Raw genomic sequence first — 23,817 nt, 5'->3', positions numbered from 1 at the left:
GAGGGCATTACCCAATGGATAGCAGAACCCTACGCAACCTCATGCGCATTGTTCAGACCGGCTCTTTGTCGGCGGCGGCAGAGCATTCCTGTTTAACCGTGCAGGCGTTGGCCGCGCAGTTGAACAAGGTCGAAGAACAGTTCGGTTTTCGGTTGTTTCGTCGCTCCAACAAGGGGTTGACCCTGACCACGCAGGGCACGGAACTCACGCCTTACATGGACAAGGTGTTGGTTGCCACGCGGCAACTGGAAGAAAAAGTCGCCGCGTTGAAGGTGCCTGGGCAGCGCACGCTCAAGGTAGCGCTGAACACGACGCTGTCGGCTGACTTCAATCGGCGAATGATCGGACGCCTGATTGAGGTGTTTCCCGACTATCAGCTGGAATTCAGCTACGCCGAGTCGATGGAAAACCTCAGCAAGCTGAAGAACGAAGACTTTGACCTGGCGGTGCTGATTGGTCCGCAGAAGCCGGGATTGCCCAGCATTATCCTGCCCGAGGTCCAGGTGCAGGTGGTCGGTGCGCATTGCGGTCAGGAACATGATCCGCTGGTGCTGCTCGGCAACAAGTTTCAGGTGCGTCCGGCAGACGATTGTCCGTATTCCCACAGCTTCTTGCGCTTTCTCGACGCGGGTCTGGGCAATTACGAGTCGGGCAAGCGGATGGTCTATTCGTGCAGCGAAACCCTGACGCTGTCGTTGATCACCCAGATGGACGGCCTTGGCATGGTTTCGCGGGATGCAGCCCAGCGCAATGGCCTGACGATTTTCCCCGGCTTCGAGGATGCCCTTGAAGTGCGGCTGGCGATCAATAATCCTGAGTTGTCGGGCCAGGCTTTGCACGATGTGGTCGACCTCCCGCTACATGAACGAGCCGAGCGCAATGTACGCAGCCGTTCCCACCGCAACGGAGAGAAAGAGGTTTTTGCTGAAATACGCACATAACAACGTCGGAATCGCGGCATAAAATTCCGGGCGATCGAGCTGCACGTGCTGATCCTTGATCAACAACGGCGTGAGGCTGATTGCAGCGACGATCGCCACCGGCAGGTATTCCAGCGCCCGGGCGACGAAGGGCGGCCAATGGTCAGTGTTCACTTGCAGCGGCAATGCGCGCGGCAGGAAGGTCACGGCCATCATCAGCACAACGACCAGAATCAGGAACGTTTGGTCAGGCATACGCCCACCCCGCAGCCCACAAATGTGGCGATGAATACGTTGAAGGGCGAGCTGCCGACCAGGCTCAGCACGCCCATGCAGGCGACGGCGGCCAGTGCGGCGATGAGTTTGTTACGCGTGTTGCACAGTGACACCAGCACGTAGAGCATCATCGCGGTCAACGCGTAGTCGAGCTGATACTGGATCAAGTGCGCCGCATACTGCGCGCAAATCGCCCCCAGCAAACCGCCGAGCACCCAAGAGGTGTGGCAATACAGATTGAAACCGATCAGGTAACGCACGTTGACGGGCGAGCCTTTGCCCAGTTTGACGCTGTGAAAAGCGAACGACTCATCGGTCAGCCCACCCGCGTAACACCAGCGCTCCATTCGGCTGAGGCCCATTGCCTGCAACGCCTTGGCCATGTAGACCGACATCAGCATGTGCCGCGCGTTGATCAGAAACGTGGTGAGGATGATGGTGGTCAGCGACGCACCGCTGGAAATCAGCGCGAGGGCCGCGAACTGCGAAGCGCCGGCATACACGAACAGGCACATGGCGACCGGCAGCCACACAGGCAACCCGGCATTCACCGCCATCAAACCGAACACAAACGACACCGTGAAGTAACCCGCAACCACCGGGCTGGCTTCGGCGAAGGTGCGCGAAGCGTGCGGCTCGACCATCAGCGGCTGGCTGCTGGACGTCTCATTCATAGGTCCCTCTCAAATGTTCTTTCGCCGCGCGGCTCGCAAAAACCCTGGGCACTCCAGAAGCGCTGGCCGGCAAGGTTAGCATCGTCGACAAACAGGAACATCCGCAGCACGCCCACGCGCTTCATGTCTGACGACGCTGCTTCAACCAGGCGTTGACCGACGCCTTGGCTGCGGTAATCCGGGCTCACGGCGAGGTGGTTGATCGTGCCGCGACTGCCGAGCATTCCGCCCAACACCGCGCCGACTATTTCGCCGCTGACGTCCAGTGCGATAAACGCGGTGGTGGTCTTCTGCACCAGCACACTGCGCAGGCATTTGGCGTCCTGCCATTCACAGAAAGACACTTCTTCGAATTGCCGAAAGAAGCGTTCCAGGCGCTGTGCATCCTTGGCCGTGGTGCGCCGCAGCATCACCGGTGCGGGGCACTCGGCGAGGCTGGTCACGGTGTTGTACTGTTCAGCGAACAATGTCGAAAGCGGTCCCGGGCCGCGAGAAAGAGATCGCCAGAATCTGCCGGTACGCCATGTCGTGAGAATGGGTATTGCGTGCCGGTGTCACGTAGTGACGCATGTCGCGATCGAGAAAGTAGGTGGTGTCGAGGATTTCCTGATACGTCGTCGAGGCCAGGTGCTCCTGGTTTTCCGTGTCGTACAAACGGCTCTCTGCCCCTTCAACGTTATTGCGTCCCCAGAAGTGCACGCCGCTGAACGGATAACCGTCGCAGTGAATACCTTCCGGGGTGATTTCCAGTTGTTTGCCAGGCTTGATCTCGATGCGGATCTGATGAATCTGGCACTGCCAGATTTCGTCGTGCAACTCAGGTGGCAAAACGTTTTTGTACACTTCGAAGTCGGTGTCGATCAGGCTGCGCATCACCGGCGAACTGATGATTTCATCAGAGAAGTCCTGGAAGTGCCGAACCATCCCGCCAACATAACTGTTGTTCGCCTTGGACTGAACGTAGGCGCGGTGTTCCAGCTGCTTCAGATCGCGCGTGACCGGGTTGTACTCGAAATCGCTGTAGCGACGGTAGCGCATGCCCGCCTCGGACTGTCCGTAGTAACTGTCCGGCTCCATGTTTTCCCAGCTATTGGTCAATCTGACGAAATCGTTGAAATGACCGAAAAGATTGAAGTCAGCACCCCGGACGTTCGCATATTTGTCACGCCGTAGAAACTCGCCCACTTCTTTGTTCAAAACGATCATTTTAAAAATCTCCGTGCATTTAGCTGCCTAATCTAGAGAGCACAGGATTTACGTCCATGAGAAAGAATTTGAGGCATATCAAGCGCTGCTTGAAACGGAGCATGACGTTGCATTAGTTTGACTTTTTACGATCGAAAATGGCCTTTTTATGCGTTTTTCAACGGATCTCAGGCGAAAAAAACCCCGAGCCAGTCGGGGTTCTTTAGTGAGTGTTGAACACTCAGTCGATCATCAGAAGATGTTGATCGGGTAATCCACGAACACACGCACTTCGTTACCGCTGACGTTGTACTCGCTGGATTTCTGCGAGACACGCAGGATCGAGCTGCGCAGTTTCACGCTCAGGTCTTTGGCCGGGCCGCTTTGCACGACGTACTTGAACTGGTTGAAGATTTCACGCTCGGTGCCGCCTTCGCTGGTGGACGTGGTGATGTTGTCACCGCGCACGTAGGCGAAGTTGTAGCTCAGGCCAGGAACGCCGAATGCGGTGAAGTCCAGGCCGTAGCCCAACTGCCAGCTGCGCTCGTCTTCGGCGTTGAAGTCAGACCAGTAGGAGTTCGCCAGGTAGATGGTGTTGCCGCCGTCGCCGACACGACCTTGGTCCTTCTGGTAACCGCCGTAGGCATAGCCCAGGTTGCTGTCGCCGGTGCTGCGCTGGTGCGCGAGGGTGAACGAGTGCGGGCCGGTGGCGAAGGTCGCCGCCAGGCTCCAGATTTTGTTGTCGTCGCCGGTGGCGCCGCTTTCGCGGACGTAGGAATCATCCAGCTTGGTGCGATAGCCGTTGAAGTCCAGGGTCAGGGACTGATCCTTGTCGATCGGGAACACGTAGTTGGCGTTCACGTATTGCTTCTTCAACACGTCTTCAACGTCGGATGCGTACAGCGCCGCCTTGAATTGTTCGGTGAACTGGTAGCTACCGCCCAATACGTTGATCGACTTCAGACCGCCACTGTCACGGCCTTCAGCGCTTTTGCGCGATTCGGCGGTGAAGCGACCGGCGTTCAGCTCCAGGCCTTTGATCTCCTTGGAGGTGATCAAGGTGCCGGTGTAGCTTTCCGGCAGCAGGCGCGAGTTGTCGTAGCTCAGCACCGGCAGGGCCGGCATCTGGTCGCCGTAGGTCAGCGTGGTGCTGGAGACACGGAATTTGACTGCTGCACCGCCTTTGGACAGGTCGTCAGCCGCGTTGCCGCTGTCGCCCTTTTTAAAGAAGTCGATGCCTTGTGCGCCGGTGCGACCCTTGCCGCCATCCAGACGCAGTGCGTACAGACCGAAAGCATCCACACCGACACCGACGGTGCCTTGGGTGAAGCCGGACGAGAACGTGCCGATGGCCGCTTGGCCCCATTCGGCTTTGTCCGCACGACCGTCTTTGTAATCACGATTGATGTAGGCGTTGCGCAGCAGCACTTTGAGGCTGCTGTCTTCAACAAACCCCTTGGATTCGGCCTGGTCGTTAGCCATGGCCTGTGTAGCGCTCAACATCCCCAGAGCGATCAAGCTGATTCGCTTATTCAACATTTTGTTTTTTTCCTTATTACCGGTTGATACGCGCTGTGTCGAACGGCTGAAACGGCGCTATCGCACTCTTTTTTCACCCCAAAACAAAAAGGCCCGCCCACGAAGAAATCGTGGCGGGCCTTTTTATTATTTTATGAGTCATGGCGGTTAGCCACAGGCGTTGGGCGCGATCGTAGCCGCGCCCAGAAGGCTGTGTCAATTTGATGAATCGTCTATCCATAGGCGAAAAACATCTAAGCGGACTGGGCAAGCCAAGACGCGAACGCTTCCGGCTTACCAAGCCAAGGGCTGATATCGACCACCGTGAAATGACCATTTTGCTCCAACGACAAGGTCGGAAAACCTTGACCACCGACACGGGCCAGCAATGCGCGGCTGTCCTTGATGTGGCGATCCGAGTCGGTGCTTGTGAAGGCTGACGCAAAGGCATCAGGCTCAAGACCAATCTCTTTTGCCAGCTCAAATAACACCGCCTCATCGGCAATCCGCCTCCCTTCCACGTAATGGGCGGTTTGCAAACGCCCCAGCAACTCAAGCCCACGGCCGGCGATGTGTTCGGCGGCCAGCACCGCAGCGATTGGCGGGGTGGAATCGAACACCGCCGTGTCGTCGCGTAGCAAACCTTCGAAATACGCTTCGCCAAATGGCTGGCCGGTGTACTCGGCGATTCGGCGGTCGTGGGGCATCACATAGTTGCGCAATTGTGGCGAAACGGCTTTGCGGTTGGCACCGCTCATCATGCCGCCACCGTGGGCGATCACCGGCAACACGCCTTGAGCGGCGTGCACCAGCGGTTTGGCGCCGTAGCACCAGCCGCACAAAGGGTCGTAGATGTAGTGAAGGATCATGGAAAGACTCCGGCAATCAATCAGGGAAACTCAGTGCCGGCAGACTAATCCTCGGACCGTTGCGGAAAAACGCTGGAATGGCGTTCAGTCTGTTTCATGAATCGGTCGAATAGCCTCGACGAATCTCTGTAGCAATCTCGACACAACTTGAAACAATCGAACAACGAAGCTTTTCAAGAATAATTAACAGAAGTAAATAGCAAGCATTACCATTTGCGCCCTCGAATTCTTCTACCCTTTCGGATGCGCTTCAGATGCCTGCCCCCTTCCGCCTTATGCCCGTCACCCTTGGGTTTTCTGCTTTTCTGTCTGCCGGATTCACCTGCGCCGCGACCACCGTTTTACCCGAAACCTCGATCAGTGCCGAAGCGGAGGCCGACGATCCGCGAGTAAAGGAAACCAGCACCGCCACCCGGACTGCGACCCCGGTGCGCTACGTGCCACAAGCCATCGACTCGATTAAAACCTCGAACGTCTCGGATTACGGCACCAATGATCTGGGCACTGCATTGAGCGGCATCCCCAACGTCAACAGCGGTGCCGACACCCGTTTCGACAGCCTGCGCATCCGCGGTTTCGATGCGAGCAACGACTTCTACCTCGATGGCATTCGTGACGACAGCCAATACGTGCGCGACTTGCACAACATCGAGCGTATCGAAGTCCTCAAAGGGCCGGCCGCCGTGTTATACGGGCGTGGCAGCCAGGGCGGAATCGTCAACCGGGTCAGCAAACTGCCCGAGTTCGGCCGCCGTTCGACCATCGAAGCCCAGGGCGGCAGCGATGATTTACGCAGCCTTTATGCCGACCTCAGCACCGATCCGTCCGAGAACATCAGCCTGCGCCTGAACATGGGCAACATGGATCAGAACAGCTTTCGCGAGGGTGTCAGCGGCAACCGCCAACTGTTCGCGCCGTCCATGAGCTGGCAATTGACGCCGGACCTGAACTGGTTGGTGCAATACGAATACAGCCGTTACAACCGCACGCCGGATCGCGGTATTCCTGGCGTAAACGGGCGCCCGGCAGACGTAGGACGCGATACGACCTACGGCAGCGAGCACGATTTCATCGACGACAAGTCGCAATCCCTGCGCTCCAAACTCAGCTATGAACTGAGCGACAACTGGCAGCTGCGCCACACCCTGGGCGTGTTCAAGCTCGACAGCGATTTCGACAACACGTACCTGACCGGTTACACCCCGGCCACCAACAAGGTCACGCGTCAGCATTGGCAGCAAGACCTGACCACCCGCAATGTCTACAACAACGTCGAACTGGAGGGAGGTTTCGACACCTTCGGCCTGGAGCATCGCCTGCTGACCGGCATCGAGATCGGCAGCCAGCGCCGCGATCCGACCCTTTACAACGCGGCCACTTCCGGGCCGGGCAGCTCGCCGGTGCCGGCGCTGGACCTGCACAACCCGAATCGCGATCTGCGGCATACCGGCCGCATGCAGGTGTCCAGCGACAACCACACCGAAGTCGAAAGCCGTGCGGTGTACGTGCAGGATCAATTGCGTCTGAACGATCAATGGCAACTGCTGGCCGGTTTGCGCTACGACACGTTCGACATCGAATCGACCAACAAGCTGCGCGACATTTCCGAAGACCGAGACAGCCACAGCACAAGCCCGCGTGTAGGCCTGGTCTGGACGCCGCTGCAGAATCATTCCTTCTATGCCTCCTGGACCAAGACGTTCTCGCCAGTGGGCGGCGGCTTGATCGGCATCACGCCCGGCGCGGCCGGTAACAGCAACGACTTGAGCCCGGAGCTGACCAAGCAGAAGGAAATCGGCGTGAAGAGCGACTGGCTCGACGACCGCCTGAGCACCACCCTGGCAATCTACGAACTGGAACTCTACAACCGCCGCACCAGCGATCCACTCAACCCGACCGTCACCTTGCTCTCGGGCTTGCAACGTTCCCGCGGGATCGAGCTGACCGGCACCGGTAAAATTGCCGGCAACTGGTACGTGCGCGGTGGCGTGGGCGTACAGGACGCGACGGTCGAGAAGGACAACAACGGCTTTGAAGGCAAACGCATCAGCAACGTGGCCAAGCACAACGGCAGTCTGTTCCTGACCTGGAAACCGGAAATGGGCTGGTATGCGGAAACCGGGTTGACCCTGGTCGGCCAGCGTTACGCCGATAACCTCAACACCGTCGTGCTGCCGGGTTATGGCCGTTGGGATGCACTGGCCGGATTCCGGCAGAAGGATTGGGACTTGCGTGCGGCACTGAACAACATCAGCGACAAGACCTATTACTCGTCGGCCACCAGCGCCGCGCAGATTCAACCCGGCGAACCGCGCAGCCTGGTGGTGACGGGGACCTACAGCTTCTAAACACTGCTGATGTGTTCCCACCAATCACCTGTAGGAGCGAGCCTGCTCGCGATGGCGGCGGGTCAGTCAACGTTAATGTGACTGCCAGGCCGCCATCGCGAGCAGGCTCGCTCCTACAATGGTCAGGGTGTAGCTTACAAATCCATCGCCCATAAAAAAGCGCCGCCATCCCGGCAGCGCTCTCATCAATCCTTTGTTTTTTCTTCTTATCCTTCCATCACATCCCACAACGCTTCCAGTTCCGCCTCGCTGAATAAACCAGCGGGGTAGCGCTCGATCATCATCCGGCGCGGATCAGGTTCTCTGATCTGACGCGTTCCATTGGACTTCAACCAGTGCGCCAGGACCTGGAGCGATTCGCTATTAACTGCCAGGGGATGCAACGCCCGCTCTCTCACTACGTTCACTTCGGCGTTCATTTCAGCGCTCTCTCCTGGTTCGTGAGCGGCTAACTTATCCAAGGTTTATGACAGAACATCGAAGTCCTCCCCCTCCCTGTTTCACTCCGTGACAGATACAAGAGCTGTGCCAATGTTTCCCAAGTGTCGACAAGTGGATACAAAGAAGCCCGCAGTCCTTTGGGGCTGCGGGCTTCTGGGTGAAGAGCGGGGATAAACCGGCGTCTTGGTGATTTTTCAGCCGGTTCAGGCTGTTACAACCCCACTCACTCCTTGTGCGGCGCCGGCTGTTGTTGGGTAAGGCAGTGGATGTTACCGCCCCCCAGTAACAGTTCGCGGCCCGGCACCATCACCACTTCATGCTGCGGGAATAGCGCCTGCAGAATCTCTTTCGCAGGACCGTCCAGCGGGTCGTCGAAACTCGGCGCGATAATGCCGCCGTTGACGATCAGGAAGTTCACGTAGGAACCAGCCAGACGCACGCTCGGATTACGCTCCTGAGTCCCGTCCACCGGGTCCACACCGGCACACTCTTCCTCGGTCGCATACAGCGGCCCCGGGATCGGCATCTTGTGCACCGTGAATGGGCGACCCTTGGCATCGGTGCTGCTTTCCAGCACTTTCATTGCCGCTTGGCAGCGGGGGTAGTTCGGGTCCTGCGGATCATCGGTCCAGGCCAGCAATACTTCACCCGGACGCACGTAGCAGCAGAAGTTATCCACATGGCCGTCGGTTTCGTCGTTGAACAGACCGTCCGGCAGCCAGATGATCTTATCCACAGCCAGATGAGCACTGAGCACCGCTTCGATTTCCCCCCGGCTCAGGTGCGGGTTGCGATTGCGGTTGAGCAGGCATTCTTCGGTGGTGATCAGGGTGCCTTCGCCATCGACGTGAATCGAACCGCCCTCGAGCACGAAGCCCTGGGTACGGTAGCGCTGGCTGCGCTCGATCTCGAGGATCTTGCCGCCCACCTGCGAGTCGCGGTTCCACGGCGAGTACAAACCGCCATCGAAACCGCCCCACGAGTTGAAGTCCCAGTTCACACCACGGACTTCGCCACTGTTATTGATGACGAACGTCGGGCCGGTGTCGCGAACCCAGGCGTCGTCGCTGGACATCTCGACCACACGAATATTCGGCACGTCGAGACGGGCACGGGCGTTTTCGTATTGGCCGGCAGAGACCGCCACGGTCACCGGTTCGAAACGGGCGATGGCCTTGGCGACGGCCACGTGCGCGGCTTGCGCGGGTTTGCCGCCCAGACGCCAGTTGTCCGGGCGCTCCGGCCAGATCATCCAGGTCTGGGTTTGTGGCGCCCACTCGGCGGGCATGTAGAAGCCATCGGCGCGCGGGGTGCTGTTTAAAGTGGTCATGCGATCAGGACTCCAGGGAACCGTCGAGGGTTTTGATCGCATTGTATAGGTTCGGGCGACGATCACGGAACGAACCCCACGCGCTGCGAATGTGCTCCAGCTCGTCGAGGTCGAAGCTCTGGACCAGCACGCCCTCTTCAGTCTTGTCGAGTTCCTGGACCTTCTCGCCGAACTGGTTGGCGATGAACGACGAGCCGTAGAACGTGATGTCGTAGCCGTCCTGTTCTTCGTTACCGATGCGGTTGCTCGCGATCAGCGGCATCAGGTTGGCGCCAGCATGGCCTTGTTGCACGCGCTGCCAGTGGTCGCGCGAAGAAATGGTTTTGTCGTGCGGCTCGCTGCCGATGGCGGTCGGGTAGAACAGGATTTCCGCGCCCAGCAACGCCATGCTGCGAGCGCACTCCGGGAACCACTGGTCCCAGCAGATGCCGACGCCGATTTTCGCGTAACGGGTGTTCCAGACTTTGAAGCCGGTATCGCCCGGGTTGAAGTAATACTTTTCGTGGTAACCGGGGCCGTCCGGGATGTGGCTTTTACGATAAATCCCGAGGTTGCTGCCGTCGGCATCGATGATCGCGATGCTGTTGAAACGGGCACGGCCGGCCAGTTCATAGAAGCTGATCGGCAGCACCACTTGCAGTTCCTTGGCGACTTTCCGGAAGTGCTTGATGGCGACGTTGTCTTCAACCGTCGTGGCCAGTTGCAGGTAATCCGGGTTCGGTTTCTGGCAGAAGTACGGCGCCTCGAACAGCTCCTGGATCAGTATGATCTGCGCGCCTTTGGCTGCTGCCTCACGAACCAGCTTCTCAGCGGTCTCGATGTTGGCTTCAAGGTCCCAGGAACAGGCCATCTGGGTGGCGGCGACGGTAACGATACGACTCATGAATCATCTCCGGGCAAGTGCTGATGGGTCGAGTATGGCCTCGACCGATGACAGAAACGGGAAGCACGGGCGCGATGAGGCACGCCGTGAGCAATGGCGACTTTATAGCCGATAAATATCGGCTTTAAAAGCAATTAATCTTCCGGCTGTCTAGTTTTACGCACTTAATCCCGATAACAATCGGTATTACCGAATACTCCTTCGCGGGCAAGCCTCGCTCCTACAGGTCATGCGACGACGTTTAAATCGCGCAAATTCTGTAGGAGCGAGGCTTGCCCGCGAAGGCGATATCAAGCCTTACAACCCTTCACCCAACACCTTCGAAAGCATGTCGACAAAGAAATCCACACTCTGGCGCGAGGTCACCATCGGCGGTTTGATCTTCAGTACGTTCAGATAATCCCCTGTCGGCTGCATGAAAATCCCCAACTCCCGCAACCGGTCACACAGCGCCGTGGTTTCTTCGGTCGCCGGCTCCAGGGTCTCGCGGTTGCGGATCAGCTCGACACCCAGATAGAAGCCGGAACCATGCACCGCGCCCACCAACGGATGAATATCGATCAGCGCTTCAAGCCGCTCCTTGAAATACCCGCCCACCACCTGAGCGTTTTCCCAGAGCTTTTCTTCCTCCATCACGTCCAGCACCGCCATGCCGACCTGGCAACTGACTGGGCTGCCACCGGCCGACGAGAAGAAGTAACCCTCGGCCTCCAGCGCCTCGGCGATTTCCCGGCGGGTGATCACCGCGCCCAACGGCTGGCCGTTGCCCATGCCTTTGGCCATCGTGATGATGTCCGGCACCACGCCCTGCTCTTCGAAGCCCCAGAAGAAATGACCCATGCGCCCGTAGCCGACCTGCACTTCATCGGCGATGCACACACCGCCTTGGGCGCGAACCAACGCATAGACCTGTTTCAGATAACCCGGCGGCAGCGATATCCCGCCGGCATTGCCGTACACCGGTTCGCAGATGAAACCGGCCAACTGGCGTTTCTGCTCAGCGATTTTCGCCAGGTTGTGTTCGACGCTGCGCACGTAGTCCGGCGCGCTGCCTGGGCCACGGAATTCGCCGCGATAGGTATTCGGCGCGATCACCGGATGCACCCAATCGGGACGGCTGCTCAAGGCTTGCGGGTTGTCGGCAATCGAGGTCGAAACCGCGTCCGCGCCCACTGTCCAGCCGTGATAAGCCTCCAGCACGCTGAGCATGTCGCGACCGCCGCTGTAGGCCCATGCCAGACGGATCGCCAAGTCATTGGCCTCGCTGCCGCTGTTTACCAGGAACACCCGGTCCATGCCCTCCGGCGACAGCTTCAGCAGGCGCTCGGAAAACTCGGCCACCGCCGCGTAGTTGAAGCGCGAGTTGGTATTGAGCAACGACCACTGACGGCTGGCGACCGCCGCCATGCGCGGATGACCGTGGCCCAGCACCGCGACGTTGTTGAGCATGTCGAGGTAGGAGCGGCCCTGCATGTCGATCAGGTGATTGCGCCAGCCACGCTCGATGCGCGGCGGGTCGACGTAATAATGCTTCTGCGTGCGCGCGAAACTGGCGTCACGGCGCGCCAGCAACGTCTGCGAATCGAGCTCGGCTTCAGCATCGCAAGCCAGCCCCAGCAGCGCCGCCGGTGACGGGCACAACGCTTGCCAGGCCGGTGCGCGAGACGGCGTGCAAAACAACGGCGCATCGAACGAAGCGCCTCGGCACAACTGCACAATCAACGGCCCGCTGACCGCACCCAGCACCTGACCTTTGACCAGCGCCGCGCCGGTGTGCAGCGACGGCGTCACGCCCCACAACCGCACGCTCAGTTGCGGACCGTCCAGTTGCAACACACCCGCCGCCGGCTGATGGACCACGCCGGCAAACGGCGATTCGACCGCCGTGCCGTTTGGCACTCGCAACTCCACGTGCAACGGGCAGGTGTCGGGTTCGCCTGAGCTATCTGGACGAGTACGGGACAGCCGGTATTGACCATAACGACTGGCCGCCAATCCGTGAGCCGCCGCAGCTTCAGTCAGCAAACGCTGATCAACCCCCTCTTGCTCCCAGTTGCCCGCCTCAAAATGCGGGCTCAGCACACCCAGATCGATCAAGGCAAATTCACGCCCCACCAGGCTCGGCAGCAACGGCGCGAAACCTTCGCTGCCAATGCTCGGCAGTGTCTGGCCGACCGACGTCAGAATCGCCGCTTCCATCAATTCCAGCGGCAGCGACGTGGCCACGCGGAAGATCTCCCACTCGTGGCTCAGGTTGTCGCGGCTGTAATCATTGCCCGGATCGATGCTGACTTGCTGCTCGCCACTGAGCACCAGCACCGCCGCGCGCGCGACGATCAGCGGCCACAGCGCCCGCAGTTCTTCATGGGTGAGCGGATTGACGGCGTGATACGCCTGGACCGCCGGCAAAATATAGAAAGGATCGCCATCGGCGTGATGCAGCAACGCCGCGCAAGTGACCGACAGATCGGTGATGCGCCAGGTACGGATCAGGTCGCCGAAATCGATCACGCCCTGCAACTGCCATTGGCGTTGCGAGTCACGCTGCCAGACCACGTTGTCGTCGGTGATGTCCATGTGAATCGCCTGCACCGGCAGCTTGTCCACCAGCGGCAGTAAATGATGCTCGGCCCGTTCCGCCGCGTCGGCGATCAACCGGCGTTGCGCGTCATCCTTGATCACCGGCAGCAAATGGCCAATCAGCGCGCTGGCGTGGCGGGCATCCCACTGCAGCGTGCGCTCAAGGCCCGGATGCTCGAAAGCGGCCAGTGCCAGGTCCATTTCGCCGCACAGCCGACCGAAACCGGCCACCACCGGACCGGGCAAATGATCAAGGTGCGTCAGTGACTGGCCTTCGATGTAATCGAGCAGGCGCATATGCACGGCCTGCCCCCCGACTTCCAGCGTGAGCAGTTCAGCGCCGTTTATTGCAGGAATCACTCGCGGCACATGCACGCCGGAGTGTTCACCCAACTGCTTGAGTCCGGCATGTTGGGCTTGCAGCTCCAGCGCCGAATAGTCGCCACGGCAGATTTTCAGGACGAAACGCCCTTGATCACTGTCGACCCGAAAGTTGAGGTCCTGCTGGCTACCCAGGGCGTGCAACCTTCCACTCAGCCCGTAATGCCCTTCCAGCAGTTCTAGCGCTTGCTCCGCAGACACTTGCGGGCTGGGCAAACTGGCGCGGTGAATCAACGTGGTGAGCGGCATACAACGACCCCTGAAATGTTATTAGGCGCCTATATCGCCACTGCATCGGTCGAGAATCAACCCCCCCTGGTGCGGCAAATGCCAATTACGACCAACAACCCTCTTGCACCGCCCTGCTCCTGCCGACAAGCTATGCTCATTCGCTTTATCGTCTTACAGAAAAAGGCTGGCCAACATGCGTATTCTCATCACCGGCGGTGCCGGTTTCATTGGCTCTGCCCTGATTCGCCACCTCATTCGGCACACCGGGCATGAAGTGCTCAACCTGGACAAACTGACCTACGCCGGCAATCTCGAGTCGCTGACCAGCATTGCCACCGACACCCGCTACGAATTCGTCCAGGCCGATATCGTCGACCAGGCCACCGTCAGTGCGGTACTGGCACGTTTCCAGCCTCACGCGATCATGCACCTGGCGGCAGAATCCCATGTCGACCGTTCTATTGACGGTCCGTCGGACTTCATCCAGACCAATATCGTCGGCACCTACAGCCTGCTCGAGGCCACTCGCGCCTACTGGCAGACGCTGGCCGAGCCGGAAAAAAGCGCCTTCCGCTTCCATCACATCTCCACCGACGAGGTCTACGGCGACCTGCATGGCGTCGACGATCTGTTCACCGAAACCACGCCTTACGCGCCCAGCTCACCCTATTCGGCCAGCAAAGCGGCGTCCGACCATCTGGTCCGCGCCTGGCAGCGCACCTACGGCTTGCCGGTGTTGCTGACCAATTGCTCGAACAACTACGGGCCGTTCCACTTCCCCGAAAAGCTGATTCCGCTGGTGATCCTCAACGCCTTGGCCGGCAAGCCTTTGCCTGTCTACGGTAACGGCCTGCAAGTGCGCGACTGGCTGTTTGTCGAGGATCACGCCCGGGCGCTGCTCAAAGTGGTCACCGAAGGCGTGGTCGGCGAGACCTACAACATTGGCGGTCACAACGAGCAAAAGAACATCGACGTGGTGCGTGGCATCTGCGCGTTGCTCGAAGAGTTGGCACCGAACAAGCCTGAAGGCGTGGCTCATTTCGCTGACCTGATTACCTTCGTCCAGGACCGGCCTGGCCACGACCTGCGCTACGCCATCGACGCGAGCAAGATCGAGCGCGAACTGGGCTGGGTGCCCGAAGAAACCTTCGAAACCGGCCTGCGCAAAACCGTTCAGTGGTACCTCGACAACCTGGAATGGTGCCGTCGCGTTCAGGATGGCAGTTATCAGGGCGAACGCCTGGGCGCCCTCAATACCAAGGAGCTGCTCGCATGATGAAAGGCATCGTTTTGGCCGGTGGCTCCGGCACGCGTCTGCACCCGATCACGCTTGGCGTCTCCAAGCAGCTGTTGCCGGTGTACGACAAACCGATGATCTACTACCCGATCTCGGTCCTGATGCTGGCCGGCATCAAAGATATTTTGCTGATCTCCACGCCTCAGGATTTGCCGCAATACCGCAACCTGCTGGGTGACGGCATTCAGTTCGGCGTCAACTTCAGCTACGCCGAACAGCCGTCGCCGGACGGTTTGGCCCAGGCTTTCCTGATCGGCGAAGAATTTATTGGCGACGATCCGGTGTGCCTGATCCTCGGCGACAACATCTTCCATGGTCAGCACTTTGGCGAACAGTTGAAAAACGCGGCCATGCGCCCTTCCGGCGCCACCGTGTTTGGGTATTGGGTCAAGGATCCGGAGCGCTTCGGCGTGATTGATTTCGACAGAGAAGGCCGCGCCCTGTCGATCGAAGAGAAGCCGAAAAAGCCGAAGTCCAGCTATGCCGTGACCGGCCTGTATTTCTACGACAACGATGTGATCGAGATCGCCAAAGCGGTGAAGCCTTCGCCGCGTGGAGAGCTGGAGATCACCGACATCAACAACGCTTACCTGCAACGCGGCGATCTGCAGGTCGAGCGCTTCGGTCGCGGGTTCGCCTGGCTCGACACCGGTACCCACGACAGCCTGCTCGAAGCCTCGCAATACGTGCAGACCATCGAGCACCGCCAAGGCCTGAAAGTCGCTTGCCTCGAAGAAATCGCTTACGAAAATGGCTGGATCAGCCGCGAGCTGTTGCTGGAGCGCGCCAGCTATTTCGGCAAGACCGGCTATGGCCAGTACCTCTTCAAACTGGCCGGGGAAGAACAATGAATGTGATTGAAACCGCCTTGCCCGGCGTGCTGATCATTGAACCCAAGGTGTTTGGTGACGAGCGCGGTTTTTTCTACGAAAGCTTCAATGCCAAGGCGTTCGAAGAAGCGACCGGCCTGGACACGCAGTTTGTTCAGGATAACCACTCCCGCTCGCAGAAAGGCGTGCTGCGCGGCCTGCACTATCAGCTGGAAAATACCCAGGGGAAACTGGTGCGGGTAACCGTCGGCGAAGTGCTCGACGTCGCGGTGGACATCCGTCGCAGCTCGCCGAATTTCGGCCAGTGGGAAGCGGTGCGCCTGTCTGCAGAAAACCGTCGCCAACTCTGGGTGCCGGAAGGGTTCGCCCATGGGTTCGTGGTGCTGAGCGAATTCGCCGAGTTTCTCTATAAGACTACGGACTATTACACGCCGTCCGCCGAGCGTTGCATTCGCTGGGACGATCCGACGCTTGCCATCGACTGGCAACTGGACGAAGCGCCCAAACTGTCGGCCAAGGATCAGAACGGCAAAAGCCTGAAAGAGGCTGATCTGTTTCCATGAAAATTCTTATCTGCGGTCAGCACGGTCAGGTTTCGCGTGAGTTGCAGCTTCGCCTGGGTGCTGTTGGCGAATGGGTTGTTTTGGGTCGCGATCAGCTCGATCTGGCTCAGCCGCAACAGATTCGTCAGCAAGTGCAGCGCGTTCGCCCGGACCTGATCATCAACGCGGCCGCTCACACCGCGGTCGATCAAGCTGAAAGCGAGCCGGAGTTGGCGTTTGCCATCAACGCGACCGGGCCGGGTATTTTGGCCGAAGAAGCGTCGGCGCTGGGTATCCCGCTGATTCACTACTCCACCGATTATGTCTTCGACGGCAGCAAAGCCGAGCCTTACAACGAAGCCGATTTGCCCAACCCGCTCGGCGTTTACGGCAAGAGCAAGCTGGCCGGCGAGCAAGCGATCAGCGCGGTACAAGGCCAGCACCTGATCCTGCGCACCAGTTGGGTCTACTCGACCCACGGTCGTAATTTCCTGCTGACCATGCAACGCCTGCTGCAAGAAAAGCCGGAGATGCGCATTGTCGCCGACCAGATCGGCGCGCCCACCTGGGCCGGCACGATCGCCAGCAGCACTGTCGCACTGATCGAACGCTGGCAAGCGGTACAGGCCGGGGCCTGGGGCACGTATCACTTGACCGCTCAGGGTGAGACTTCCTGGTTCGGTTTCGCCCAGGCCATCGGCCAGGCACTGCGGGATCAGGGCAAGCCTTGCGCAAACCTGCTGCCGATCCCCTCCAGCGACTATCCGACGCCGGCCGCCCGGCCATTGAACTCGCGCCTGGATTGCAGCCGCCTGCAACGCGAATGGGGCGTCAGTCAGCCTGACTGGCAAACCGCGCTGCGCGAGTGTCTTGACGAGCAAGCCTAGGCATAATGCGCCTGTACCCACAGGCGCCCGATGCTCATGACTCCGACCCTTCCCCGCAGACCCCGCTGGCGCAGCCTCGCACTGCTTGCGCTGTGCCTGGCGCCGTTGCTGTGGCCGCTGGAGCATCTGGCCGAGCGTTACTACCGCAGCGAGCTGGCCGGGCAGAACCGTCAGACCCTCGACCTTTACGTTGCCAACCTGCTGGGCACGCTGCACCGTTATGAAGTGTTGCCGCAGATCCTCGGCGACCTGCCGGCCCTGCGCGCGGTGCTCGGGGCGCCGGATGACAGCGTCACCCAAGGCAATGCCAATCGCCTGTTGAAAAACATCAGCGCCCAGACCGGCGCCGAAGTCATGTACCTGATGGACACCACGGGCAAGACCCTGGCCGCATCGAACTGGGACAAACACGACAGTTTCGTCGGCCGCAATTTTTCCTTCCGTCCGTATTTCAGCGAAGCCATGGCCGGACGGCTCGGGCGCTTTTTCGGCTTAGGCACCACGTCAGCCAAGCGCGGCTATTTCTTCGCCGCCGCAGTGCGCAACGGCGAGAAAATCATCGGCGTACTGGTGGTCAAGGTCGACCTGGACCACACCGAAAGCCTATGGGGTAAAACCCCGGAACAACTGCTGCTGACCGACCATAACGGTGTGGTCATCCTCACGTCGCGGCCTGAGTGGCGATTCCGCTCGACCCGGCCCTTGAGCGAAGAAGAAAGCAAAGCGATCACTGCGATCCAGCCGTACCCGACCCGCGATCCGAAACCATTGAGGCTCAACCCCAACGCCTGGCTGACTCAAACCCAGCAGATCGCCGAAACCGGCTGGAACGTCAGCATCCTCGCCCCCCGCACCCTGATCGACCGCCCGGTGCGTACCGTTGTCGCCATTGGCGGCGCGACGTTGCTGGTCTTGATGTTGCTGCTCGGCCTGATGATGCAGCGCCGCCGCCATTACCTCGAACGCATCGCCTTCGAAGCCAAGGCGCGGCGCGAGCTGGAAGGCCGGGTCGCCGAGCGGACCAGTGACCTCGAAGGCCTCAACCGTCGATTGAAACAGGAAGTACTGGAGCGCGAACATGCCCAGCAGGAACTGGTGCGCGCCCAGGACGACTTGGTGCAGGCCGGCAAGTTGTCGGCGCTGGGGACGATGTCGGCGAGCATCAGCCACGAATTGAATCAACCGTTGGCCGCCATTCGCAGCTACGCGGAAAACGCCGAAGTGCTGCTCGATCATCAGCGCACCGACGATGCCCGCGGCAACCTCAAGCTGATCAGCGAACTGACCGGACGCATGGCGTCGATCATTGCTCATTTGCGCGCCTTCGCCCGGCGCGATCGCCATGCGCCGGAAAGTGTCGCCCTGCAACCAGCGCTGGATGACGCCCTGGCGTTGCTGGCCAAGCGTCGGCGCAGCATGGAAGTCGAACTGATCCGCGATTTGCCGGCGGCCACGTTGTGGGTCGAGGCCGGGGAAACCCGTCTGCGCCAGGTGCTCGGCAACCTGTTGGCCAACGCGCTGGACGCGCTGACCGAAAAAGGCCCGCCGCGTAAACTCTGGTTGAGTGCCCAATCCACCGCGGACGGTGTCACGCTGTACATTCGCGACAACGGCCCCGGCTTCTGCATGGAAGCCCTTGGTCGCGCCAGCGAGCCCTTCTACACCACCAAGACCCGCACCCAGGGGCTTGGCCTGGGGTTGGCGATTTGCGAAACCCTGATGCGCGCCTTCGGCGGTGAACTGTCGTTCGCCAACCACAAGGAAGGCGGCGCCCTGATTACCCTGAAGTTGCGCGCAGGCGCACCGGGTGTGAGCCTGCAACCGTCCGAGGACCGAAGTGCATGACCATCGATAACCGTGTCCAGGTCGTGCTGATCGACGACGATCCCCACCTGCGTCAGGCGTTGAGCCAGACGCTGGACCTGGCGGGCCTGAAAATCCTGCCACTGGCCGAAGCCAAGGGCCTGGCCGGGCAACTGGAGCGCGACTGGCCCGGCGTGGTGGTCAGCGACATCCGCATGCCGGGCATGGACGGCCTCGAACTGCTGACCGAACTGCATGCCCAGGACCCTGAGTTGCCCGTGTTGCTGATCACCGGCCACGGCGATGTGCCGCTGGCCGTGCAAGCGATGCGCGCCGGGGCGTATGACTTCCTGGAAAAACCCTTCGCCAGCGACGCGCTGCTGGACAGCGTTCGCCGCGCCTTGGCCCTGCGCCGACTGGTTCTGGATAACCGCAGCCTGCGTCTGGCCCTGAGCGATCGCAATGAACTGAGCACCCGACTGGTCGGGCAATCGGCGCCGATGCTGCGCTTGCGCGAGCAAATTGGTGCGCTGGCGGCAACCAAGGCTGACGTGCTGATTCTTGGCGAAACCGGCGCCGGCAAAGAAGTCGTGGCCCGGGCGCTGCACGATTTGTCGAGCCGACGTAGCGGTCCGTTTGTAGCGATCAACGCCGGGGCCTTGGCTGAATCTGTGGTGGAAAGCGAGCTGTTCGGTCACGAGCCGGGGCCTTCACCGGCGCGCAAAAGCGCCGCATCGGCAAATTCGAGTTCGCCAACGGCGGCACGCTGTTCCTCGATGAAATCGAAAGCATGAGCCTGGATGTGCAGGTGAAATTGCTGCGCTTGCTTCAGGAGCGCGTGGTCGAACGCTTGGGCGGCAATCAACTGATCCCTTTGGACATCCGCATCATCGCCGCGACCAAGGAAGACCTGCGTCAATCCGCCGATCAAGGGCGCTTCCGGGCCGACTTGTATTACCGCCTGAACGTCGCGCCGCTGCGTATTCCGCCGCTGCGTGAGCGCGGCGAAGACGCGCTGGTGCTGTTCCAGTATTTCGCCGACGAAGCCAGCGCCCGCCATGGCTTGCCGCCCCATGAACTGCAACCGGGGCAACGCGCCCTGCTGCTGCGCCACACCTGGCCGGGCAACGTGCGTGAACTGCAAAACGCCGCCGAACGTTTTGCCCTGGGCCTGGAACTGGCCCTGGACAACAACACACCGGAGGGCGCTGCCGGCATGACCGTAGAAGTGGTCAGCGGCGGCCTGAGCGAGCAAGTGGAAAACTTCGAGAAATCGTTGATTGCCGCCGAACTGGCGCGCTCTCACAGCTCGGTGCGCAGCCTCGCCGAGGCCCTCGGCATTCCGCGCAAGACTCTGCACGACAAACTGCGCAAGCACGGCCTGAACTTCGCCGACGGTGGCTCCAGCAGCCACACCGACGAACTCGATTGAGCTACCGTCCCATCATCATCTTTAAAAAAGAGACCCGTGAATGAGCCGCGACAGTCGTCACCTGGAATCAGTCCTCCACCGCGATATTCCGTTGACCCGGGACATGGGCCTCAAAGTGCTCGACTGGCACGACCAGCAACTGCGACTGCACTTGCCGCTGGAGGCCAACGTCAATCACAAAAGCACCATGTTCGGCGGCAGCCTGTACTGCGGCGCGGTGCTGGCAGGTTGGGGCTGGCTGCATTTGCGCTTGCACGAAGAAGGGATTGAAGGCGGGCACATCGTGATTCAAGAGGGGCACATCACTTATCCGCTGCCGGTGACCATGGACGCGATTGCAATTTGCCAGGCGCCGAGCGCCGTGGTGTGGAAGAAGTTTCTGGCGATGTATCAGCGCTATGGACGGGCGCGGCTGGCGTTGCATTCGCGGATCGTCAATGCCGATAGTGATGAGGATGCGGTGAGGTTTACCGGGCAGTACGTCTTGCACCGGTAAAGACACAAAACCTGTGGCGAGGGAGCTTGCTCCCGCCGGCCGGTCCGCGCTCGGGCGCAGCAGTCGCACATCAGGCAGCCGGGTTTAACTGATGCTGCGCGGAGTCTAGGTTTTGGGGCCGCTTCGCAGCCCAGCGGGAGCAAGCTCCCGCCACAGGTTTGGGTGAACTCAGGATCGGGCCAGTTCCAGTAACTTCTCTCGCCACGCAGCCTTCGCCGGCAGCGCCAGAAAAAACTCATTCAGCAACGATTCCCGCGCCGGATAACAAAAAGGCTTCCCGCTCAAATCCAGCACTTCACCACCAGCCCCTTCCAGCACACCTTGGGCCGCCGCCGTGTCCCACTGCGAGGTCGGCGCCAGGCGCGGATAACAATCCGCCGCGCCTTCAGCCAGCAAACAGAACTTCAACGAACTGCCGATATTAGCCAGTTGCAACTCACCCAGACTGGCGCTCAAACCGGCCAGCAAACGTTCCTGCTCAGGACTCGAATGCCGGCGGCTGGCGACCACGGTAAACGCCTCACCCGCAGCAGGAACCTCACGAACCTGAATCGGCAACGCCTCGGCACCTTTATCACCACGCCATGCGCCCAGACCGGCGCCACCGACATAAAACCGCCCGTTGGTCGGCATCGATACCACGCCAAACACCACCCGGCCCTGCTCGATCAGCGCGATGTTGACGGTGAACTCTTCGCTGCCGGAGATGAACTCCTTGGTCCCGTCCAACGGGTCCACCAGCCACCATCGCTGCCAGCCGGCTCGCACGCTTTGGGGAATGTTGGCGTCTTCTTCGGACAGCACCGGAATACTCGGGTCCAGTGCCGTCAGTCCGTCCAGGATCAGATGGTGGGCGGCCAGATCGGCTGCGGTGACGGGCGAATCGTCAGCCTTGGCGGTCACCGCCGTGCCGATGCGCCAGAACGGCAAAATCGCTTCGCCAGCCTTCAGCGCCAGCTCAATCACAGGCGCCATCAATGGATGCGGGAACGTCATGGCAGAAACACCCCTCGCTGAGTCAGCAGATCACGGGCCAGATACAGCGCCGCCAAGGCACGGCCCTCGGTGAATCGCGGGTTCTGCGCCAGGGATGAGAGCTCGCGCAGGTTGATCTTGTCCACGCCCATCGGCTCGGGCTCGTCGCCCTCCAGGCGCTCTTCGTACAGATCGGTGGCCAGCACCACCTGGATCTTCTGGCTCATGTAACCGGGCGACAACGACAACTCGGTCAGGTGCTCCAGTTGCCGCGCGCCATACCCGGCCTCTTCCTTGAGCTCGCGCTCGGCCGCCGCCAGCACGTCCTCGCCCGGCTCGATCAAGCCTTTGGGCAACGACAGCTCATAAGCATCGGTGCCGCCACAATACTCTTCGACCAGCACGGCATGATCCGCATCGAGCATCGCCACGATCATCACCGCGCCATAGCCGGCGCCTTTGCCGACCAAGCGCTCGTAGGTGCGCTCCACGCCATTGGAAAAGCGCAGCTTCAGCTCCTCGACGCAGAACAAACGGCTGGTGGCGACGATCTCGCGGGCGAGTACGGTGGGTTTCTGGCGCATGAAAGGCTCCTTGGCGTAAGCGGGTTACTATACCCGGCCTATCCTGATTGTTGACCTCGGATATCTTTTTTACCGCTGGAGAAGTTTTTTATGTCCCTGCTGCCCTGGCGCGACATCGACACCGTTCTGCTGGATATGGACGGCACGCTGCTGGACCTGCACTACGACAACCATTTCTGGATGGAGCACCTGCCTCAGCGTTACGCCGAGTTGCACGGGGTCAGCCGGGCCATGGCCGAGATGGAATTGCAGCCGCTGTTCGAACGCAACGCCGGCCAATTGCAGTGGTATTGCCTGGATTTCTGGAGCGCCGAGCTGAAACTGCCGGTGCGCGAACTGAAACTGGAAACCGCCCACCTGATCGCCCTGCGACCGGATGCAGACACGTTTCTGGCGGCGATCAAACAGGCGGGCAAGCGCGTGGTGATGATCACCAATGCGCACCGTGATTCGCTGTCATTGAAACTGGAGCGGATTGAACTGGCGCCCTACTTCGAGCGGTTGATCAGCTCGCATGACTATGGTTTTCCCAAGGAGAATCCGCAGTTCTGGGAGGCGTTGCAGGCCGACATCGGTTTCGACCCGGCTCGCAGCCTGTTTATCGACGACACGTTGCCGATCCTGCGCAGTGCGCAGAGTTTTGGGGTGGCGCACCTGTTGGCGGTGAGTGAGCCGGACAGTCGCAAAGGGCCGAAGGACACGGCGGAGTTTGCGGCGGTGGGGGATTATCGGGAGCTTATTGCAGGGCTTTAGACCTTATCGCCTGCTTCGCGGGCAAGTCGGAACGCCGCATCGCTCGCTCCGACTTGCCCGCGAAGGCCATCAAACGGACTTAAGGATTACTCAGGAATCCGCAACGTCTGCCCCGGATAGATCTTGTCCGGATGCTTGAGCATCGGTTTGTTGGCCTCGAAGATTTTTTGATACTTGTTGGCATCGCCATACACGCGCAAGGAAATAGCGCTGAGGGTGTCGCCCTTCACGACGGTGACAAACTTTGCGGCCACTACCACCGGCCCGGTCACGGTCATCTGATCGTCCACGCTGCCAACTCCAGCGATATTGCCCACCGCCAGCAGAATCTTTTCCTTCTCTTCCTGGCTGCCCACATCACCGGTGACGGTGACTTTGTCGCCGTCCACCGTAGCCTGCACATTCGGGTTACCCAGGCCGACCTTGCTGATGTGTTCCTTCAACTGCTCACTGGCATTGGCGTTGCCCGGTGTCAGTAGATCGATAAGTTTTTCGCCTGCTTCTTTCACAAAGCTAAAAATACTCATGGTGCACGCTCCTTGGGTTTAGGGTTCCAGACGCAAAAGACTAGACCAAGCTTGA

The 23,817-nt window shown here is 60.1% G+C and carries 22 protein-coding genes and 1 pseudogene; 10 read left to right on the top strand and 13 right to left on the bottom strand.

The annotated features are described in order from the left end of the window. Positions 1-14 precede the first annotated feature (14 nt). On the top strand, positions 15-941 hold the full coding sequence (locus HP062_RS22300; protein WP_042932449.1) for a LysR family transcriptional regulator: 927 nt from the start codon (positions 15-17) through the stop codon (positions 939-941). On the opposite strand, the gene HP062_RS22295 is transcribed toward HP062_RS22300, so the two are convergent. The 6 genes from HP062_RS22295 to HP062_RS22270 form a co-directional block, all read right to left on the bottom strand. Then, positions 858-1,175 carry an AzlD domain-containing protein gene (locus HP062_RS22295; protein WP_010464672.1) on the bottom strand — a complete coding sequence of 106 codons (318 nt, stop codon included), beginning with the start codon at positions 1,173-1,175 and terminating at the stop codon, positions 858-860. The two genes, HP062_RS22300 and HP062_RS22295, sit on opposite strands and share 84 nt — an antisense overlap. Then, positions 1,154-1,870, bottom strand: a complete 717-nt coding sequence (locus HP062_RS22290; protein WP_010464674.1) for an AzlC family ABC transporter permease — start codon at positions 1,868-1,870, stop codon at positions 1,154-1,156. The genes HP062_RS22295 and HP062_RS22290 overlap by 22 nt, the downstream gene beginning before the upstream one ends. Next, positions 1,867-2,280, bottom strand: a complete 414-nt coding sequence (locus HP062_RS22285; RefSeq protein WP_169857613.1) for a GNAT family N-acetyltransferase — start codon at positions 2,278-2,280, stop codon at positions 1,867-1,869. The genes HP062_RS22290 and HP062_RS22285 overlap by 4 nt, the downstream gene beginning before the upstream one ends. Before the next feature lie 46 nt (positions 2,281-2,326). Next, on the bottom strand, positions 2,327-3,076 hold the full coding sequence (locus HP062_RS22280) for a 2OG-Fe dioxygenase family protein (protein WP_102593439.1): 750 nt from the start codon (positions 3,074-3,076) through the stop codon (positions 2,327-2,329). 231 nt (positions 3,077-3,307) lie between these two features. Continuing rightward, on the bottom strand, positions 3,308-4,594 hold the full coding sequence (locus HP062_RS22275; protein WP_010464680.1) for an OprD family porin: 1,287 nt from the start codon (positions 4,592-4,594) through the stop codon (positions 3,308-3,310). A gap of 233 nt (positions 4,595-4,827) precedes the next feature. After that, positions 4,828-5,442: a DsbA family protein gene (locus HP062_RS22270; protein ID WP_172792039.1), complete on the bottom strand. Its 615-nt coding sequence runs from the start codon at positions 5,440-5,442 to the stop codon at positions 4,828-4,830. A gap of 254 nt (positions 5,443-5,696) precedes the next feature. On the opposite strand from HP062_RS22270, the gene HP062_RS22265 reads away from it, so the two are divergent. Next, complete coding sequence (locus tag HP062_RS22265; RefSeq protein WP_172792038.1) at positions 5,697-7,790, top strand: TonB-dependent siderophore receptor; 2,094 nt, start codon at positions 5,697-5,699, stop codon at positions 7,788-7,790. A 206-nt stretch (positions 7,791-7,996) separates the two neighbouring features. Here HP062_RS22265 and HP062_RS22260 read toward each other — a convergent pair whose 3' ends face one another. The 4 genes from HP062_RS22260 to HP062_RS22245 form a co-directional block, all read right to left on the bottom strand. Next, the gene (locus tag HP062_RS22260) at positions 7,997-8,209 is read right to left on the bottom strand and encodes a hypothetical protein (RefSeq protein WP_010464685.1); all 213 of its coding nucleotides are present in this window, start codon (positions 8,207-8,209) and stop codon (positions 7,997-7,999) included. A gap of 245 nt (positions 8,210-8,454) precedes the next feature. Then, the gene (gene aguA, locus HP062_RS22255) at positions 8,455-9,561 is read right to left on the bottom strand and encodes an agmatine deiminase (protein WP_077747519.1); all 1,107 of its coding nucleotides are present in this window, start codon (positions 9,559-9,561) and stop codon (positions 8,455-8,457) included. A gap of 4 nt (positions 9,562-9,565) precedes the next feature. After that, entirely contained in the window at positions 9,566-10,444 is an 879-nt protein-coding gene (gene aguB, locus HP062_RS22250) for an N-carbamoylputrescine amidase (RefSeq protein WP_077747518.1), read from the bottom strand. Positions 10,445-10,741: 297 nt separating this feature from the next. Further along, the gene (locus HP062_RS22245; RefSeq protein WP_172792037.1) at positions 10,742-13,654 is read right to left on the bottom strand and encodes an aminotransferase; all 2,913 of its coding nucleotides are present in this window, start codon (positions 13,652-13,654) and stop codon (positions 10,742-10,744) included. Between the two features lie 175 nt (positions 13,655-13,829). Here HP062_RS22245 and rfbB point away from each other — a divergent pair, with 175 nt between their 5' ends. The 7 genes and pseudogenes from rfbB (at position 13,830) to HP062_RS22210 (ending at position 20,923) form a co-directional block, all read left to right on the top strand. Further along, positions 13,830-14,912: a dTDP-glucose 4,6-dehydratase gene (rfbB, locus tag HP062_RS22240; protein WP_102593435.1), complete on the top strand. Its 1,083-nt coding sequence runs from the start codon at positions 13,830-13,832 to the stop codon at positions 14,910-14,912. Next, on the top strand, positions 14,909-15,784 hold the full coding sequence (gene rfbA / locus HP062_RS22235) for a glucose-1-phosphate thymidylyltransferase RfbA (RefSeq protein ID WP_172792036.1): 876 nt from the start codon (positions 14,909-14,911) through the stop codon (positions 15,782-15,784). Before rfbB ends, rfbA begins: the two co-directional genes overlap by 4 nt. Next, positions 15,781-16,326: a dTDP-4-dehydrorhamnose 3,5-epimerase gene (rfbC, locus tag HP062_RS22230; protein ID WP_010464697.1), complete on the top strand. Its 546-nt coding sequence runs from the start codon at positions 15,781-15,783 to the stop codon at positions 16,324-16,326. Before rfbA ends, rfbC begins: the two co-directional genes overlap by 4 nt. Beyond that, entirely contained in the window at positions 16,323-17,192 is an 870-nt protein-coding gene (rfbD, locus tag HP062_RS22225; RefSeq protein WP_172792035.1) for a dTDP-4-dehydrorhamnose reductase, read from the top strand. Before rfbC ends, rfbD begins: the two co-directional genes overlap by 4 nt. A 36-nt stretch (positions 17,193-17,228) precedes the next feature. Further along, positions 17,229-19,037 carry an ATP-binding protein gene (locus HP062_RS22220; protein WP_010464701.1) on the top strand — a complete coding sequence of 603 codons (1,809 nt, stop codon included), beginning with the start codon at positions 17,229-17,231 and terminating at the stop codon, positions 19,035-19,037. Further along, positions 19,034-20,427: pseudogene (locus HP062_RS22215) on the top strand (sigma-54-dependent transcriptional regulator). Before HP062_RS22220 ends, HP062_RS22215 begins: the two are co-directional and overlap by 4 nt. 40 nt (positions 20,428-20,467) lie before the next feature. Next, positions 20,468-20,923 (top strand): YiiD C-terminal domain-containing protein, encoded by a 456-nt coding sequence (locus tag HP062_RS22210; RefSeq protein ID WP_010464706.1) that lies wholly within the window; start codon positions 20,468-20,470, stop codon positions 20,921-20,923. 168 nt (positions 20,924-21,091) lie between these two features. Here the strand turns inward: HP062_RS22210 and cysQ are convergent, their stop codons facing one another. Then, positions 21,092-21,919 carry a 3'(2'),5'-bisphosphate nucleotidase CysQ gene (gene cysQ, locus HP062_RS22205; RefSeq protein WP_172792034.1) on the bottom strand — a complete coding sequence of 276 codons (828 nt, stop codon included), beginning with the start codon at positions 21,917-21,919 and terminating at the stop codon, positions 21,092-21,094. Next, positions 21,916-22,482 (bottom strand): ADP compounds hydrolase NudE, encoded by a 567-nt coding sequence (nudE, locus tag HP062_RS22200; RefSeq protein ID WP_010464710.1) that lies wholly within the window; start codon positions 22,480-22,482, stop codon positions 21,916-21,918. Before nudE ends, cysQ begins: the two co-directional genes overlap by 4 nt. Positions 22,483-22,572: 90 nt before the next feature. On the opposite strand from nudE, the gene yrfG reads away from it, so the two are divergent. Further along, positions 22,573-23,235: a GMP/IMP nucleotidase gene (gene yrfG / locus HP062_RS22195; protein WP_010464712.1), complete on the top strand. Its 663-nt coding sequence runs from the start codon at positions 22,573-22,575 to the stop codon at positions 23,233-23,235. Positions 23,236-23,321: 86 nt separating this feature from the next. On the opposite strand, the gene lysM is transcribed toward yrfG, so the two are convergent. Continuing rightward, positions 23,322-23,762: a peptidoglycan-binding protein LysM gene (lysM, locus tag HP062_RS22190; RefSeq protein WP_010464714.1), complete on the bottom strand. Its 441-nt coding sequence runs from the start codon at positions 23,760-23,762 to the stop codon at positions 23,322-23,324. Positions 23,763-23,817 lie beyond the last annotated feature (55 nt).

This window comes from Pseudomonas sp. B14-6, from assembly GCF_013260315.1.
In the GTDB taxonomy this organism is placed as follows: Bacteria; Pseudomonadota; Gammaproteobacteria; order Pseudomonadales; family Pseudomonadaceae; genus Aquipseudomonas; species Aquipseudomonas mandelii.
Note: the sequence above shows the minus strand (reverse complement) of the source record. Positions and strands in the feature narration are given on the sequence as shown.